A 14,543-nucleotide genomic window follows, 5' to 3' on the forward strand; every position below is an offset into this window, starting at 1 on the left:
ATGCATGGTGAATCACCGATCAAACGTCGTCTCTCTCGCAAGATCTGGGTAGGCTCGGTTCCGGTCGGCGGCGATGCCCCCATCGCCGTGCAGAGCATGACCAACACCGACACCAATGATGTTGCCGCCACCGTCGAGCAGATCCGTCGCCTCGAAGCGGCGGGCGCCGATATCGTGCGCGTCTCGGTGCCGGATATGGACGCCGCCGAAGCCTTCGGCCGCATCAAGCAGCAGGTCAACCTGCCGCTGGTGGCCGACATCCACTTCGATTACCAGATCGCCCTGCGGGTGGCCGAGCTGGGCGTCGACTGCCTGCGCATCAACCCGGGCAACATTGGCCGTGAAGATCGCGTCAAGGCGGTGGTCGAGGCCGCGCGCGACAAGGGCATCCCGATTCGCATCGGCGTCAACGCCGGCTCCCTGGAAAAGGACCTGCAGAAGAAATACGGCGAGCCGACGCCCGAGGCGCTGGTCGAGTCCGCGCTGCGCCATGTCGAGCACCTCGACCGCCTGAACTTCCCCGACTTCAAGGTCAGTGTGAAGGCCTCCGACGTGTTCATGGCCGTCGAGGCCTATCGCCTGCTGGCCAAGCAGATCGACCAGCCGCTGCACCTGGGCATCACCGAAGCCGGCGGCCTGCGCTCCGGTACCGTGAAGTCTTCCGTGGGCCTGGGCATGCTGCTCGCCGACGGCATCGGCGACACCATTCGCATTTCCCTGGCCGCCGATCCGGTGGAAGAAATCAAGGTCGGTTTCGATATCCTCAAGTCGCTGCGCCTGCGTTCGCGGGGCATCAACTTCATCGCCTGCCCGAGCTGCTCACGGCAGAACTTCGACGTGGTCAAGACCATGAACGAGCTGGAAACCCGCGTGGAAGACCTGCTGGTGCCGCTGGATGTGGCGGTGATCGGCTGTGTGGTCAACGGCCCCGGTGAAGCCAAGGAAGCGCATATCGGCCTGACTGGCGGCAGCCCGAACAACCTGGTGTACATCGACGGCAAGCCGGCCTCCAAGCTGACCAATACCAACCTGGTGGATGAGCTGGAAAAGCTGATCCGCGAAAAGGCGGCCGAGAAGGTCGCCGCCGATGCGGCCGTGATCGTGCGCGGCTGATCCGTGCTTAAGGAAAACAATTGAGCAAGTCCCTGCAAGCCATTCGTGGCATGAACGATATCCTGCCGCAGCAGACCCCGGCCTGGCGCTATCTGGAAACCACCCTGGCAACCTTGCTGGATAGCTACGGCTATCAGGAAATCCGCCTGCCGATCCTCGAGTTCACCGACCTGTTCGCCCGTGGCATCGGCGAGGGCACCGACGTGGTCGACAAGGAGATGTACACCTTTCTCGACCGCAACAACGAGTCCCTGACCCTGCGCCCCGAGGGCACTGCCGGTTGCGTGCGCGCGGTGCTCGAGCATGGCCTTACCGGTGGCGGGCAGGTGCAGAAACTCTGGTACGCGGGCCCGATGTTCCGCTACGAAAAGCCGCAGAAGGGCCGTTATCGCCAGTTCCACCAGATCGGTGTGGAAGTGTTCAACCTGCCCGGGCCGGACATCGACGCCGAGCTGATCACCCTGACCTGGCGCCTGTGGAAGCAACTGGGCCTGGCCGATGCGGTGACCCTGCAGCTCAACAGCCTGGGTTCCAGCGAAGCCCGCGGTGTGTACCGCGACGCCCTGGTGGCCTATCTGCGCGAGCGCTTCGATCAGCTCGACGAAGACAGCCAGCGCCGCCTGACCACCAACCCGCTGCGCATTCTCGACAGCAAGAATGCCCAGACCCAGGCGCTGCTCGCCGACGCACCGACCCTGCATGACTACCTGGACGACGAGTCCCGCGCGCACTTCGAGGGCCTCAAGGCGCGGCTGGATGCCGTCGGTATCAAATACGAGATCAACCCGAAGCTGGTGCGTGGCCTCGATTACTACGGCCGCACCGTGTTCGAGTGGGTGACCGACAAGCTCGGTTCTCAAGGTACCGTGTGCGCCGGGGGCCGTTACGACGGCCTGATCACCCAGTTTGGCGGCAAGCCGACGCCGGGTGTGGGCTTTGCCATGGGCGTCGAGCGCCTGGTGCTGCTGCTGGAAACCCTGCAGTGCGTGCCCACCGAGTTGCGTCGCCCGGCCGATGCCTTCATCTGTGCATTCGGTGAGGCTGCCGAGCTGGCTGCACTGGCCCTGGCCGAAGACGTCCGTAACCAGGTTCCGGGGCTGCGCCTGCTGGTCAATGCCGGCGGGGGCAGCTTCAAAAGCCAGTTCAAGAAGGCCGACAAGAGCGGAGCGCTGTATGCTCTGATTCTCGGTGAGGACGAACTGGCCAAGCGCGTGGTAGGTTGCAAACCTTTGCGCGACGACAGCGAACAACAAAGCATTGCCTGGTCGGATCTTGCCGACCACCTGGCATCCTGCACCCAGCAGGCTTGAGCGATTTAGCGATTAAGGAGTATTGGGGTGGCGTTGAACAGCGATGATGATGAACTGGCCGGCCTGAAGGACTGGTGGGATCGTAACGGCAAGCCGCTGCTGGCGGGCGGCGCCCTGGCGCTGATCGCGGTATTCGGCTGGCAGGCTTGGCAGAAGTACCAGACCAACCAGGCGCAGGGCGCATCGGTGATCTATCAGCAGCTGCTGGAATCGGCCATGACCCCGAGCGGCCAGCCGGACGCCGCCAAGGTGGCCGCGCTCGCTGGCGAGCTGAAGAAGGATTTCGGTGGCACCCAGTACGCCCAGTACGGCAGCCTGTTCGTGGCCAAGGTGGCGGTCGAGTCCGGCAAGCTGGACGACGCGGCGAGCGAGTTGCGCAGCGTGGTCGACAAGCCGGCCAACGACACCCTGGGCGAGCTCGCTCGTCAGCGTCTGGCCCGTGTGCTGGCCGCTCAGGACAAGGCCGACGAAGCGCTCAAGCTGCTCGACGGCGACGCCGACCAGGCCTTCCTGGCCAGCCGTGAAGAGCTTCGCGGTGACCTGCTGGTGAAGCTGGGGCGTACCGACGACGCGCACGCTGCCTATGTGAAAGCCAAGGGCGCGCTGGCTGAAGAAGCTGCCGTCGGTGGTCTGCAACTGAAGATCGACGACCTGGCCAAAGGGGATGCATGACGTGATGCGTTGGAAGAATGCCGCACTGTTGGCCCTGGCCGTCCTGGCCGTGGGTTGCAGCAGCAACAGCAAGAAAGAACTGCCGCCTGCCGAGCTTCCCAAGTTCACCGAGGAAGTGAAGCTGCAGAAAGAGTGGAGCCGCTCGATCGGTAACGGTCAGGGCGACATCTACAACATGCTCGAGCCCGTGGTCGATGGCGAGCAGATCTTCGCCGCCGACGTCGAAGGCCTGGTCGTGGCCATGGACCGTACCACCGGCAAGGTCGCCTGGAAGCAGGAGCTCGAGGTTCCGGTTTCCGGCGCCGTGGCGGCTGGCTACGGGATGATCGTGGTCGGCACCCTCAAGGGTGAGGTGATCGCCCTGGATTCGGCCAGCGGTGAAGAGAAATGGCGCGCCCGTGTGCCGAGCGAAGTGCTCTCCCCACCGGCGATCAGCAGCGACACCGTGCTGGTGCAGACCCAGGACGACACCCTCGTCGCGCTGGATGCCTACAGCGGTCAGCAACGCTGGATCTTCGAGAACACCCCGGCGGTACTGACCCTGCGCGGTACCGGCAGCCCGCTGCTGACCAACCAGTTGGCCATCGCCGGCCTGTCCAGCGGCAAGGTCATCGCCCTCGACGCGCAGCGCGGCATCCCGGTCTGGGAGCAGCGCGTGGCCATTCCCCAGGGCCGTTCCGAGCTCGACCGCATCGTCGATATCGACGGCGGCCTGCTGCTCTCCGGTGGCCAGCTGTACGTGGTCAGCTACCAGGGCCGAGTTGCGGCACTGGACCTGCAGAGCGGCCGGGTGATCTGGCAACGCGAAGCGTCCAGCTCCATGGGCGTGGCCCAGGGGTTCGGTAACGTTTACGTGACCCTGGCCAGCGGCACCGTGGAAAGCATCGACGAGCGTTCCGCGTCGGCACTGTGGACCAACGATGCCCTGGCACGCCGCCAGCTGTCGTCGCCCGCGGTGTTCTCCAGCTACGTCGCCTTCGGCGACCTGGAAGGCTACCTGCACCTGATCAGCCAGGTCGACGGTCGCTTCGTCGGCCGTACCCGTATCGACAGCGACGGGCTGCGCGCCCGTCCGCTGGTGGTCGGCGACTGGCTGTATGCCTTTGGCAACGGCGGCAAACTGGTGGCGCTGACCATCAAGTGAGCCCCGGCTTCGCTTGCCTGGCCGTGCCGGGCAAGCGAGGCGGATAGTGCGTGATTTGCGGCCGCTGCCTGTGCAGCGGCTTTTGTATTTTTTGAAATAACGAAGTGGAGAGCCGAATGGTTCCCGTAATTGCCCTGGTGGGCCGGCCGAACGTCGGCAAATCCACCTTGTTCAACCGCCTGACCCGCACCCGCGACGCGATCGTCGGGGATCTTTCCGGGCTGACCCGCGACCGCCAGTACGGCGAGGCCAAGTGGCAGGGGCGCACCTATATCGTGATCGACACCGGCGGTATCTCCGGTGACGAGGAAGGCATCGACGCGAAGATGGCCGAGCAGTCCCTGCAGGCCATCGAGGAAGCCGACGCCGTGCTGTTCCTGGTCGACGCCCGTGCCGGGTTGTCCGCCTCCGACCAGATGATTGGCGAGCACCTGCGCAAGCGCAACAAGCGCAGCTTCCTGGTGGTCAACAAGGTCGACAACCTCGACCCGGACCTGGCCCGCGCCGAGTTCTCGCCGCTGGGCATGGGCGAGGCCCTGCCGATCGCCGGCGCCCATGGCCGTGGCATCACCCAGATGCTCGAAGCCGCCCTGGGCAGCTTTCCCAAGGATGCCGGCGAGCCGGAAGAGGGCGAGGAGGCCGAGGAAGTCGCCGAGGGCGAGGAAGCCAAGCGCATTCCCGGCCCGAGCGAGAAGGACGGCATCAAGCTGGCCATCATCGGCCGCCCCAACGTCGGCAAGTCGACCCTGGTCAACCGCATGCTCGGTGAGGATCGGGTCATCGTCTACGATCAGGCCGGCACCACCCGCGACAGCATCTACATCCCCTTCGAGCGTGACGACGAGAAGTACACGCTGATCGACACCGCCGGCGTGCGCCGCCGCGGCAAGATCTTCGAAGCGGTGGAAAAGTTCTCGGTGGTCAAGACCCTGCAGGCCATCCAGGACGCCAACGTGGTGGTGTTCGTCATGGACGCCCGCGAAGGGGTGGTCGACCACGACCTCAACCTGCTCGGCTTCGTGCTCGAGAGCGGCCGCGCGCTGGTCATCGCACTGAACAAATGGGACGGCATGGAGCCCAGCGAGCGCGATTACGTGAAGACCGAGCTGCAACGCCGGCTGTTCTTCGTCGACTTCGCCGATATCCACTTCATCTCGGCGCTGCACGGCACCGGCGTTGGCCATCTGTACAAGTCGGTGCAGGCCTCGTTCAAGTCGGCGATCACCCGCTGGCCGACCAGCCGCCTGACGCAGATCCTCGAGGACGCCGTGCAGGAGCACCAGCCGCCGCTGGTCAACGGTCGCCGCATCAAGCTGCGCTATGCCCACCTCGGTGGTGCCAACCCGCCGCTGATCGTGATCCACGGTAACCAGGTCGACGCCGTGCCGCGCGCCTATTCCCGTTACCTGGAAAACACCTACCGGCGCGTGCTCAAGCTGGTCGGTACGCCGATCCGTATCGAGTACAAGGGTGGCGAGAACCCCTACGAGGGCAACAAGAACACCCTGACCGACCGCCAGGTGAACAAGAAACGCCGCCTGATGAGCCACCACAAGAAGGCCGAGAAGAAGCGCAAGGACAAGCGCTGACAGCTGGCGGTATTCAGCCGTTGGTAAAGGAGGGGTAGCTACAGGCGTAGCTGCCCCTTTTTTCATTTTGGCGCTCTTGCGCGGTTCAGGTTGACCGGCATCCATTTCTTGGTTGCCGCTACCTGGGGTGAACGAAAAAAGCGCGGGCACTCTCTGCCGTTTCAGACCACTAACCCAGAACCCCATCGCCACAGGTAAGGAATTCACGATGAACGTACTGATGGTACTCACCTCCCACGACCAGCTCGGCAACACCGGTGCGAAGACCGGCTTCTGGCTCGAAGAGTTCGCCGCGCCTTACTACGTGTTCAAGGATGCCGGCGCCACGATCACCCTGGCGTCCCCGGCTGGCGGCCAGCCGCCGCTGGACCCGAAAAGCGACGCAGCGGATGCGCAGACCGATGCCACCCGCCGCTTCAAGGCCGATGCCGAAGCGCAGCGCCAGTTGGCCAGCACCGTCAAGCTCGCCTCGGTGAACCAGCAGGACTTCGACACCGTGTTCTACCCAGGCGGCCACGGCCCACTGTGGGACCTGGCCGAGTCGCCCGAGTCGATCGCCCTGATCGAAGCCTTCGAGCGTGCCGGCAAGCCGATTGGTTTCGTTTGCCATGCGCCGGGTGCGCTGCGCCACGTCAAGGCGGCCGACGGCAGCCCGCTGATCAAGGGCCGTCGGGTCACCGGTTTCAGCAACAGCGAAGAGGCCGGCGTGCAGCTCACCGACGTGGTGCCGTTTCTGATCGAGGACGAGTTCCAGAAGCTCGGCGGCCAGTATGAGAAGGGTGAGGACTGGGGCTCGTTCGTGATCGAGGATGGCAAGCTGGTCACCGGCCAGAACCCGGCCAGTTCCGAAGCCGCCGCCGAGGCCTTGCTGGCGCAGCTCAAGTAATCGGTAAGCGGCGGCATCGCCACCACGACGGGCGATGCCGCCCTTGCTGATGCGGCGACGCCTCGAGGTAAGGGTGATTATCTAATGCAATTGTGAGTCAGTCTCAGCTGGATTAGAATCGCGGCCCTTCTCCCTGAGGATTACCTCCCATGCGTTGGCGTCGTGCTTCCATCTGCCTGTTGTCGCTGTGTTCCGTCGGCGTTCATGCCGCTTCGCTGACCGTGCCGGATGACGGCACGCTGGAGCTGCCCGACTCCGTCGTCACCGGCTCTGCAGAGAGCGCCACCGGCCCGGTTCAGGGCTACGCGGCGACTCGCTCGGCCAGCGCCACGCGCACCGATACCGCCCTGCACGAAACGCCCCAGTCGGTCAGCGTGGTACCGCGCGACGTGATCGACGACATCTCCGCCACCCGCCTGCAGCAGGCGCTGGACCAGGCCGGCGGCGTTGGCCGCGCCAACAACTTTGGCGGCCAGGGGCTGACCAACTTCACGGTGCGCGGCTTCACCTCCGCCGAGTTCTATCGCAACGGCTTCCCGATCAACCGCGGTTATCCCAACTCGCCGGATGCCAACACCCTGGAACGCGTGGAAGTGCTGCGCGGCCCTGCGGCCACCCTGTATGGCCGTGGCGACCCCGGCGGTACCTTCAACGTGGTCACCAAGCAGCCGCTGGACGAGCAGCGCACCACCGTCGGCAGCCAGTTCACCGACCAGGGCCTGCGCCGTGGCACGCTGGACACCAGCGGCCCGCTGGACGAAGAAGGCCGCCTGGCCTATCGCCTGAACGTGGTGGGCGAGGGCGGCGACAGCTTCCGTGACGATGTGGAGAGCGAGCGCTATGGCATCGCCCCGGTGCTCAGCTGGCAGGTGACCGACGCCACGCGCATCACCCTCGAGGGTGATTTCATGCGTAACAACCACCCGCTCGACCGTGGCCTCACGCACTTCCCCGGGCAGCGCGGCACGCCCAGCCATTCGACTTATTACTGGGAGAAGGGCACCGACAACAAGCTGCACAACGACAACGACATGGTGCAGTTGCGTTTCGAGCACCAGCTCAATGACGACTGGTCGCTGGCCGGTGGTTATCAGTACCTGGACGGTTCCCTCAAGGGTAATGCGGTCGAGGCCAACGGCATCGCTGCCGATGGTGTGACACTGGGCCGTAACTTCAGCTACCGCAAGCTGGAATGGACCGACCACAACTACCAGCTGAACCTGACCGGCCACTTCGAGACGGCGGGCCTGGCCCACACCCTGATCACCGGCGTGGAGTACGAGGATTACGACTACCGCTCGATCATCAGCCGCTCGCCGGGTGGGCTCACGGATTATCCGGTGAATATCTTCGATCCGGTGCTTGGCCAGCCGCGCCCAGCGCTGACCCGCACGCCGACCCATGACCATGAAACCCTGAAGACCTGGGCCGCCTTCGTGCAGGACCAGATCGCGCTGACCGAGCGCCTCAAGGTGCTGGGCGGCGTGCGCCTGGAGCGCTTCGAGCATCAATACGATGACTTGCGGGTAAACAACGCAGACTGGCAAAAGGCCGACAACGCCGTGACCCCGCGTGTGGGCGTCATCTATGACCTGACCGACAGCGTCGCCGTCTACGCCAACGCTTCCAAATCCTTCAAGCCCAACTCCGGCGCGGCGCGCCTGGGTGGCGGCTTCGACCCGGAAGAAGGCAAGGCCTACGAGCTGGGTATGAAGTGGGCGGCGCTGGATGGTTTGCTGAATATCGATACCGCGGTATTCCACACCATCAAGGAAAACGTGCAAACCCCCGACCCGGTCGATCCCAACTTCCGCATTGCCGCGGGAGAAGTGCGCAGCCGTGGTTTCGAGGTCAACGTGGCGGGCGAACTGACACCTGAATGGCGGGTGATCGGCGGCTACGCCTATGTGGATGCCGAGGTCACGCGGGACAGCACGCTGCCCAAAGGCACCCACCTGGCCAATATCCCGCGCAACGCCTTCAACCTGCTTAGCGTCTACGAGTTCCGCGATGGCTTCTGGCGTGGCCTGGGCCTGGGCGCCAACCTCAAGTACGTGGACCAGCGTGCCGGGCAGACCGCCGCGAACACCTTCACCATGGACGACTACACCGTCACCGACCTGCTGAGCTTCTACAAGGTCAACGAGCAGCTGCGCCTCAACCTGGACGTGCGCAACGTGTTCAACAAGGGCTACGAAGAAAGCTCGTGGAACAACTACGCCTACCCGGGCGAGCCACGCACCGTGCAGACCGGCTTCACCTACACCTTCTGATCACCCGTGGCGCTCAGAACCTGTTCATGATCTTTCAGGTCAGATTCGTCGATTTTGGCAGCTAAGCGGCGGAAACAGCCGTTCTCTATGTAGGGTGGATGACGCTCTTTTCATCCACCATTGCGATCGCAGAGCGGTGGACGGATGAAGCGTCGTCCACCCTACGACAGGCCGCTTTTGCCTTTTAGTTGCCGCTTCATGCGCATAAAGATCGTGAACAGGTTCTCAGGCGAAGGCCTGAGCGCTTAGCGGTTGCACCACCGGCCGCCCCTGACGGTCCTTCAGAATATCCACCGCCACGCCATAGGTGCTCTGCAGCAACTCTGCGGTGACGATATCGCCTGGGTGGCCGCTGGCGGCCAGCGTGCCGTCGACCAATACCAGCAGGTTGTCGGCGTACTGGCAGGCCAGGTTCAGGTCATGCAGCACCACCACGGTCACTAGGTTGCGGCTGCGGGTTTCCTGGCGCACGCGGTCGAGCAGGGCGATCTGGTGGCGCAGATCCAGAGCGCTGACCGGCTCGTCGAGCAGCATCACCTGCGGTTCGCGCATCAGCACCTGGGCGAAGAATGCCATCTGCCGCTGCCCGCCACTCAGCGAGCCAATGCCGCGCCCGGCCAGGTGGGCGATACCGACCTGGGTGAGCTTCTCCATGGCGCGCTGCAGCAGCGCGTCGTCGAGGCGCAGGCCGATCTGGCCAAGATTGCCCAGCACCACCACTTCGAGCACCGACAGCGACACCTCGGTGCTGCAGTCCTGGGGCATATAGGCGAAGTCACGCCGCCAGGCTTCCAGTACGCGGCGATTTGGCGCCTGGGCGCCGCGGCTGTGCTCGCCATGGGTGATGGCACCGCCGGCCAGCGGCAGGTCACCGGCCATGGCGCGCAACAGGGTGGTCTTGCCGGTGCCGTTGGGGCCCAGCACCACATGGATGGCGCCCGGCTGCAGGGTGGTGCTCAGGCCGTTGAGGATGGTGCGCCCGGAGCGGGCCAGGGCGAGGTTGTCGAGCTGGATCATGTGCGGCCTCGCTGGGGGGCGAAGATCAGCCAGAGCAGGAACGGCACGCCGACGATGGCGGTGACGATGCCGATGGGAAACAGCGCGCCCGGCACGATGGATTTGGACAGTACCGAGGCCGCCGACAGCATGAAGGCGCCACAGATGGCCGACAGCGGCAGCAAAAAGCGCTGGTCCTCGCCGACCAGCATCCGCGCGATATGCGGCGACACCAGGCCAACGAAACCGATCACGCCGACGAAGCTGGTCGCCGTGGCAGTCATCACCGCCACCAGAATCAGGATCTTCAGGCGCAGCACGCGGATGTTCACGCCCAGGCTCACCGCACGGGTTTCGCCGAGGCTCAGGGCCGCCAGCTTCCAGGCGTCACCCATGAGGATCACGCAGCAGACCAGGGTTACCCCGGCGGTGATGCTCAGGGTCGTCCAGGTCGCTTTGCCGAGGTTGCCGAACAGCCAGAACAGGATCTGCTGCGACAGCTCCGGCGAAGACAGGAACTGCACCAGCGACAGCAGCGACTGGAACAGGAACAGCATGGCGATGCCGCCGAGGATGATCGTGTGGCTGCCGGCGTGGCGCAGGGTGGCCAACGCGAACAGGAACACCACCGCCAGCATCGAACAGGCGAAGGCGCCCAGCGGCACGCCGATCAGCGGGCCGAGGCCGAAGCTGCCAAAGGCCAGGCTCAGCGCCGCACCAAAGCCGGCCGCGGCGGCCATGCCCAGGGTGTAGGGGCTGGCCATGGGGTTGTTGAGCAGGGTCTGCATCTGCGCGCCACCGGCGCCGAGCGCCGCGCCGACGGCCAGCGCCATCAGCGCCACGGGCAGGCGCAGGTCATGCACGATGGTATCGGTCATCGCCGCACGCTCGCCGATGTTCAGCAGCGAGCGCAGCACGTCCCACGGCGAGAGCATCGACGGACCGGTGGCGATATCCAGCACCAGGCAGGCGCCGCACAGCAGGGTGAACAGCAGGCAGTTGCGCCAGCGCTTGCGCTCGCGCAGGCGGTGTTCGGCGATGGCCTCGCGCTCGAGCGGCGAGAGGTTCAGGGCGTTTTGCTCATTCATGGGCGCTGATGGCATAGGTGCCCTCGAACGGGATCGGCAGGTACTTGCGGTAGTAATCCATGTAGTTGGCCATCGGATCCAGGTCGGCGAACAGGTCCGGGTACAGCTGCTTGGCGATGAACTGCAGCAGGGCGAAGTCGCCCAGGCTGCGCGAGCTGCCCTGGTAAACGCCGTACAAACGACCATCACGAATCGCCGGCAGTTCCGCCCAGCCCGGGCGCGAGGCGAAGGCCAGCAGCTGCTTGCGCGCCGTGGCTTGGTCTACCCCTGGGCCCATGGACAGGGCAGCGGGGTTGCTGTTGTCTTCACGGCCGGAAATGATGATCACCTCCGGGCGCGCCACCAGCACCTGCTCCGGGTTGATCTGGCCCCAGGCCTGCACGTACGGCGCGGCAATATTGTCACCGCCGACCGCGGCGGCCATGGCGCCCCACATGTTGTTGCCGTAGGTGAAGGAGTATTCGGCCGGGCCCTTGTTGCCGAACTCGATATAGATGCGCGGCTTGGGCTTGTTGGCCTTGGCGATGCGCGCCTCGATATCCTTGACCGCCGCGCTGTACAGATCAGCCAGTTCACGGGCGCGGGCCTGCTGGCCGGTCACTTCACCGAGCAGCAGGGTGGAGTTCACGTGGCGCTCCAGGGTCTGGGCGTTGTAGTCGATCACCAGCACCGGCACGCCGGCCTTCTCCAGCCGCGCGACCTCATCGGGCAGCGCCTTGAATTGCCAATCGGTCAGCACCAGCAGATCCGGCTCCAGGCTCAGTACCTTCTCGACCGAGAAGCTCTGGGTCTCCACCTCGCCGACATCGGCCAGGGTGTCCAGCTTCGGGTAATGCGCGACATAACGCTTCCAGTTCTCCGGCACCTTGCGCTCCCAGGCCCCGCGGGAAATCCCTACCACCGAGTCGAACGCCTGCTCGCCACCGACGGCCGCGTAATCCTCGAAGTTGAACCCCAGCACCACCCGCTTGGCCGGCAACGTCACCGTCACATTACGGCCCAGCACATCGACCACCTGCCCGGCGTGACAAAGGCTAGAAAAAAGCAAAGCAATAAGCATTACTACTAACGTGCGCAAGGAAGGATTGGTCATCTGTCTGGTCGTTCCTGTAATCGATGGGTGCATTCTACCCTGATCACAGCCGGCCAGCGATTCGAGCCGTGCCTCTGCACGTGGCGGCTCCAGCCAGAGCGCTCAAGTACGGCGGCATGCAACCGGACAGCCCGCAGCGTCCGTAAAAAAAGCCCTGCTAGAGCAGGGCTGGAGGCACAGTGAAGCTCAGCCCAGCCTAGTCCAAGGGGCGACGGCGCAGCCCCAGGGCGGTTTGCAGGAGCAGGGTGATCAGCGCACCGAGTAGCGCCAAGGCCATATCTTTCTGTGCATCCCATGGGTCTTCCTGGGTTGCAAGGAATGCCTTGGCTTGATCATTGCCAAGGTATTGGCCGCCCACCCACTCGATCAATTCGTAGATTGCCGAGGTGGCCAGAATCAGAGTGACCGCCATCAACGCCAGCCAGCCCCCACGCAGGGGCGTGCGCCGATAAAGAACCTCCCAGAATGGAATGAAGAACAGCGCGCCATAACTGAAGTGCACCAGACGATCATACTGATTGCGCTGCCAGCCCATCAGCGAGTCCAGCGAGTGCCCCGTGAGTTGCTGAATCCACTGCTCATACGGCACCTTGGCATAGGTGAAATGAGCACCCAGTTCGTGTATCCCGATCATCAACAGGATTGCCAGATAAGCCGCGAATGACAGGCGCAGCGCCCGCCAGGCTGCGGCAAGCCCCAGCAACAGCCCGACCGGCAGCGCATTTTCGAGCAACCAGTCCACCCGGTTATGCGGCGTGATGCCGGAGCAGATCACGGCCAGCACGGCCAAGGCCAGCAGTATGGAGGCCTGAGGCAGCGTGGCCGTTGGCAGATGTTCATGTTCAGGAGGCGCGGCACGCGTTCTAAACAAGGTAATCCCCTGGGCTTGGCATGGTCAGCGCATCATTCGGGTTACAGAATGGGTTTACCACCGGTGACCGCATACCGTGAGCCCGATATGTAGCTGCCTTCGTCGGAGGCCAGCAGTACGTAGATCGGCGCCACCTCGATCGGCTGGCCCGGCCGGCCCAGGGGTGTCTGCCCACCGAACGAAGTCACCGCCTGCTGCGGCATCGTCGAGACGATCAGCGGCGTCCAGATCGGGCCGGGGGCCACGCTGTTGACCCGGATGCCCTTGGGCCCGAGCAGTTGCGCGAGGCCGGCGCTGAAGTTGGCGATTGCGCCCTTGCTGGTTGCATAGGCGAGCAGCATGGGCGTCGGGTCGTCGGAGTTCACCGAGGTGGTGTTGATGATCGAGCCGCCCTGCGGCATCGAAGGCACCGCCGCCTGGCACAGACGGAACATGGCGGTGATGTTCACGTCGAAGGTTCTCAGCCATTCCTCGTCGGGGATGTCCTCGAGCGATTGGCGGGTCATCTGGAAGGCCGCATTGTTGACCAGAACATCGATGCGGCCGAAGCGCTCCACGGTCTTCGCCACGGTGTCCTGGCATACCGCCTTGTCGGCCAGGTCGCCGGGCAGCAACAGGCACTGCCGCCCGGCCTCTTCGACCCACTTGGCGGTTTCGCGGGCGTCTTCATCTTCTTGCCAGTAGGCAATGGCCACGTCCGCCCCTTCGCGGGCGAAGGCGATGGCCACCGCGCGGCCAATGCCACTGTCGCCACCAGTAATCAGCGCCACCTTGCCTTTGAGCCGGCCGCTGCCGGTGTAGCTCTGCTCGCCGCAATCCGGCTGTGGCTGCATGTTGCGCTGCGAGCCCGGCACGGGCTGAGGTTGGGCGGGGAACGGTGGAGTCGGGTAGGTACGCATTGCTGTCTCTCCTGTGCAAAGGAAAATTGCTGTCGTGGTTTCTTTTCGGAGAACTGCACATGCGTGAAGTTGAATCAAATCGCCTGACGTTTCGACGAAAGGTTCGTCTTGCTCGTTAGCCATTCGTCCAGCTAGCGGCACTCCCGCTCCCGGATCACTTTCAACATCTGTACTTAGACCCGTTGAGGAGTGACCGCCATGCCACGCGGAAGCAAAGACAAATACACCGACAAGCAAAAACGCAAAGCCGAGCATATCGAGGAGAGCTATGAGAGCAAGGGCGTGTCCGGTGACGAAGCCGAAGCGCGCGCCTGGGCAACCGTCAACAAGCAGTCTGGCGGTGGTGAGAAGTCAGGCGGTTCGGGCAAGAAGACCGCGTCGAGCGAAAAGAGCACAGCGCGCTCTGACTCGGCCAAGCGTGCCGCCAAGACCCGTGAAGGCAAGCCGCGGTCATCCACATCCTCGCTGGAAACGCAAACCAAGGAAAGCCTGATGAAAGAAGCGCGCAGCAAGGACATTCGTGGCCGCTCATCGATGAGCAAAGCGCAGCTGGTCGAGGCGCTTCGCAAACAGCGTTGATGCTGCTCAACCCAGCCAGTCGAGGCGTGT

13 protein-coding genes are annotated in these 14,543 nt (G+C 64.2%); 8 read left to right on the forward strand and 5 right to left on the reverse strand.

Going from position 1 to position 14,543, the window contains the following annotated elements:
* The 7 genes from ispG (at position 1) to QYS36_RS12350 (ending at position 8,987) form a co-directional block, all read left to right on the forward strand.
* Positions 1 to 1,113, forward strand: coding sequence for a flavodoxin-dependent (E)-4-hydroxy-3-methylbut-2-enyl-diphosphate synthase (ispG, locus tag QYS36_RS12320; RefSeq protein WP_308839742.1), 1,113 nt, complete (start codon positions 1 to 3; stop codon positions 1,111 to 1,113).
* A gap of 20 nt (positions 1,114 to 1,133) precedes the next feature.
* Complete coding sequence (hisS, locus tag QYS36_RS12325) at positions 1,134 to 2,423, forward strand: histidine--tRNA ligase (RefSeq protein ID WP_308839743.1); 1,290 nt, start codon at positions 1,134 to 1,136, stop codon at positions 2,421 to 2,423.
* A 33-nt stretch (positions 2,424 to 2,456) separates the two neighbouring features.
* Positions 2,457 to 3,095: a tetratricopeptide repeat protein gene (locus QYS36_RS12330; protein WP_308839779.1), complete on the forward strand. Its 639-nt coding sequence runs from the start codon at positions 2,457 to 2,459 to the stop codon at positions 3,093 to 3,095.
* The gene (gene bamB / locus QYS36_RS12335) at positions 3,088 to 4,239 is read left to right on the forward strand and encodes an outer membrane protein assembly factor BamB (protein ID WP_308839744.1); all 1,152 of its coding nucleotides are present in this window, start codon (positions 3,088 to 3,090) and stop codon (positions 4,237 to 4,239) included. Before QYS36_RS12330 ends, bamB begins: the two co-directional genes overlap by 8 nt.
* A gap of 116 nt (positions 4,240 to 4,355) precedes the next feature.
* Positions 4,356 to 5,828: a ribosome biogenesis GTPase Der gene (gene der / locus QYS36_RS12340; RefSeq protein ID WP_308839745.1), complete on the forward strand. Its 1,473-nt coding sequence runs from the start codon at positions 4,356 to 4,358 to the stop codon at positions 5,826 to 5,828.
* Positions 5,829 to 6,036: 208 nt separating this feature from the next.
* Entirely contained in the window at positions 6,037 to 6,714 is a 678-nt protein-coding gene (locus tag QYS36_RS12345) for a type 1 glutamine amidotransferase domain-containing protein (protein WP_308839746.1), read from the forward strand.
* Between the two features lie 149 nt (positions 6,715 to 6,863).
* A complete protein-coding gene (locus QYS36_RS12350; RefSeq protein ID WP_308839747.1) occupies positions 6,864 to 8,987 on the forward strand; it encodes a TonB-dependent siderophore receptor in 2,124 nt (707 codons plus the stop codon).
* Between the two features lie 225 nt (positions 8,988 to 9,212).
* Here the strand turns inward: QYS36_RS12350 and QYS36_RS12355 are convergent, their stop codons facing one another.
* The 5 genes from QYS36_RS12355 to QYS36_RS12375 all read right to left on the reverse strand — a co-directional run bounded on the left by QYS36_RS12355 (position 9,213) and on the right by QYS36_RS12375 (position 13,934).
* Positions 9,213 to 10,004 (reverse strand): ABC transporter ATP-binding protein, encoded by a 792-nt coding sequence (locus tag QYS36_RS12355; protein WP_308839748.1) that lies wholly within the window; start codon positions 10,002 to 10,004, stop codon positions 9,213 to 9,215.
* On the reverse strand, positions 10,001 to 11,071 hold the full coding sequence (locus tag QYS36_RS12360; protein WP_308839749.1) for an iron ABC transporter permease: 1,071 nt from the start codon (positions 11,069 to 11,071) through the stop codon (positions 10,001 to 10,003). Before QYS36_RS12360 ends, QYS36_RS12355 begins: the two co-directional genes overlap by 4 nt.
* Positions 11,064 to 12,077: an ABC transporter substrate-binding protein gene (locus QYS36_RS12365; protein ID WP_308839750.1), complete on the reverse strand. Its 1,014-nt coding sequence runs from the start codon at positions 12,075 to 12,077 to the stop codon at positions 11,064 to 11,066. The genes QYS36_RS12360 and QYS36_RS12365 overlap by 8 nt, the downstream gene beginning before the upstream one ends.
* Positions 12,078 to 12,360: 283 nt before the next feature.
* On the reverse strand, positions 12,361 to 13,035 hold the full coding sequence (locus tag QYS36_RS12370; protein WP_308839751.1) for a DUF2238 domain-containing protein: 675 nt from the start codon (positions 13,033 to 13,035) through the stop codon (positions 12,361 to 12,363).
* Between the two features lie 41 nt (positions 13,036 to 13,076).
* Entirely contained in the window at positions 13,077 to 13,934 is an 858-nt protein-coding gene (locus tag QYS36_RS12375; protein WP_308839752.1) for an SDR family oxidoreductase, read from the reverse strand.
* A 198-nt stretch (positions 13,935 to 14,132) separates the two neighbouring features.
* Here QYS36_RS12375 and QYS36_RS12380 point away from each other — a divergent pair, with 198 nt between their 5' ends.
* Positions 14,133 to 14,513 (forward strand): termination factor Rho, encoded by a 381-nt coding sequence (locus QYS36_RS12380; RefSeq protein WP_308839780.1) that lies wholly within the window; start codon positions 14,133 to 14,135, stop codon positions 14,511 to 14,513.
* Positions 14,514 to 14,543: the final 30 nt, after the last annotated feature.

The sequence above is a fragment of the Pseudomonas sp. G34 genome, assembly GCF_031119625.1.
Classification (GTDB): Bacteria; Pseudomonadota; Gammaproteobacteria; order Pseudomonadales; family Pseudomonadaceae; genus Aquipseudomonas.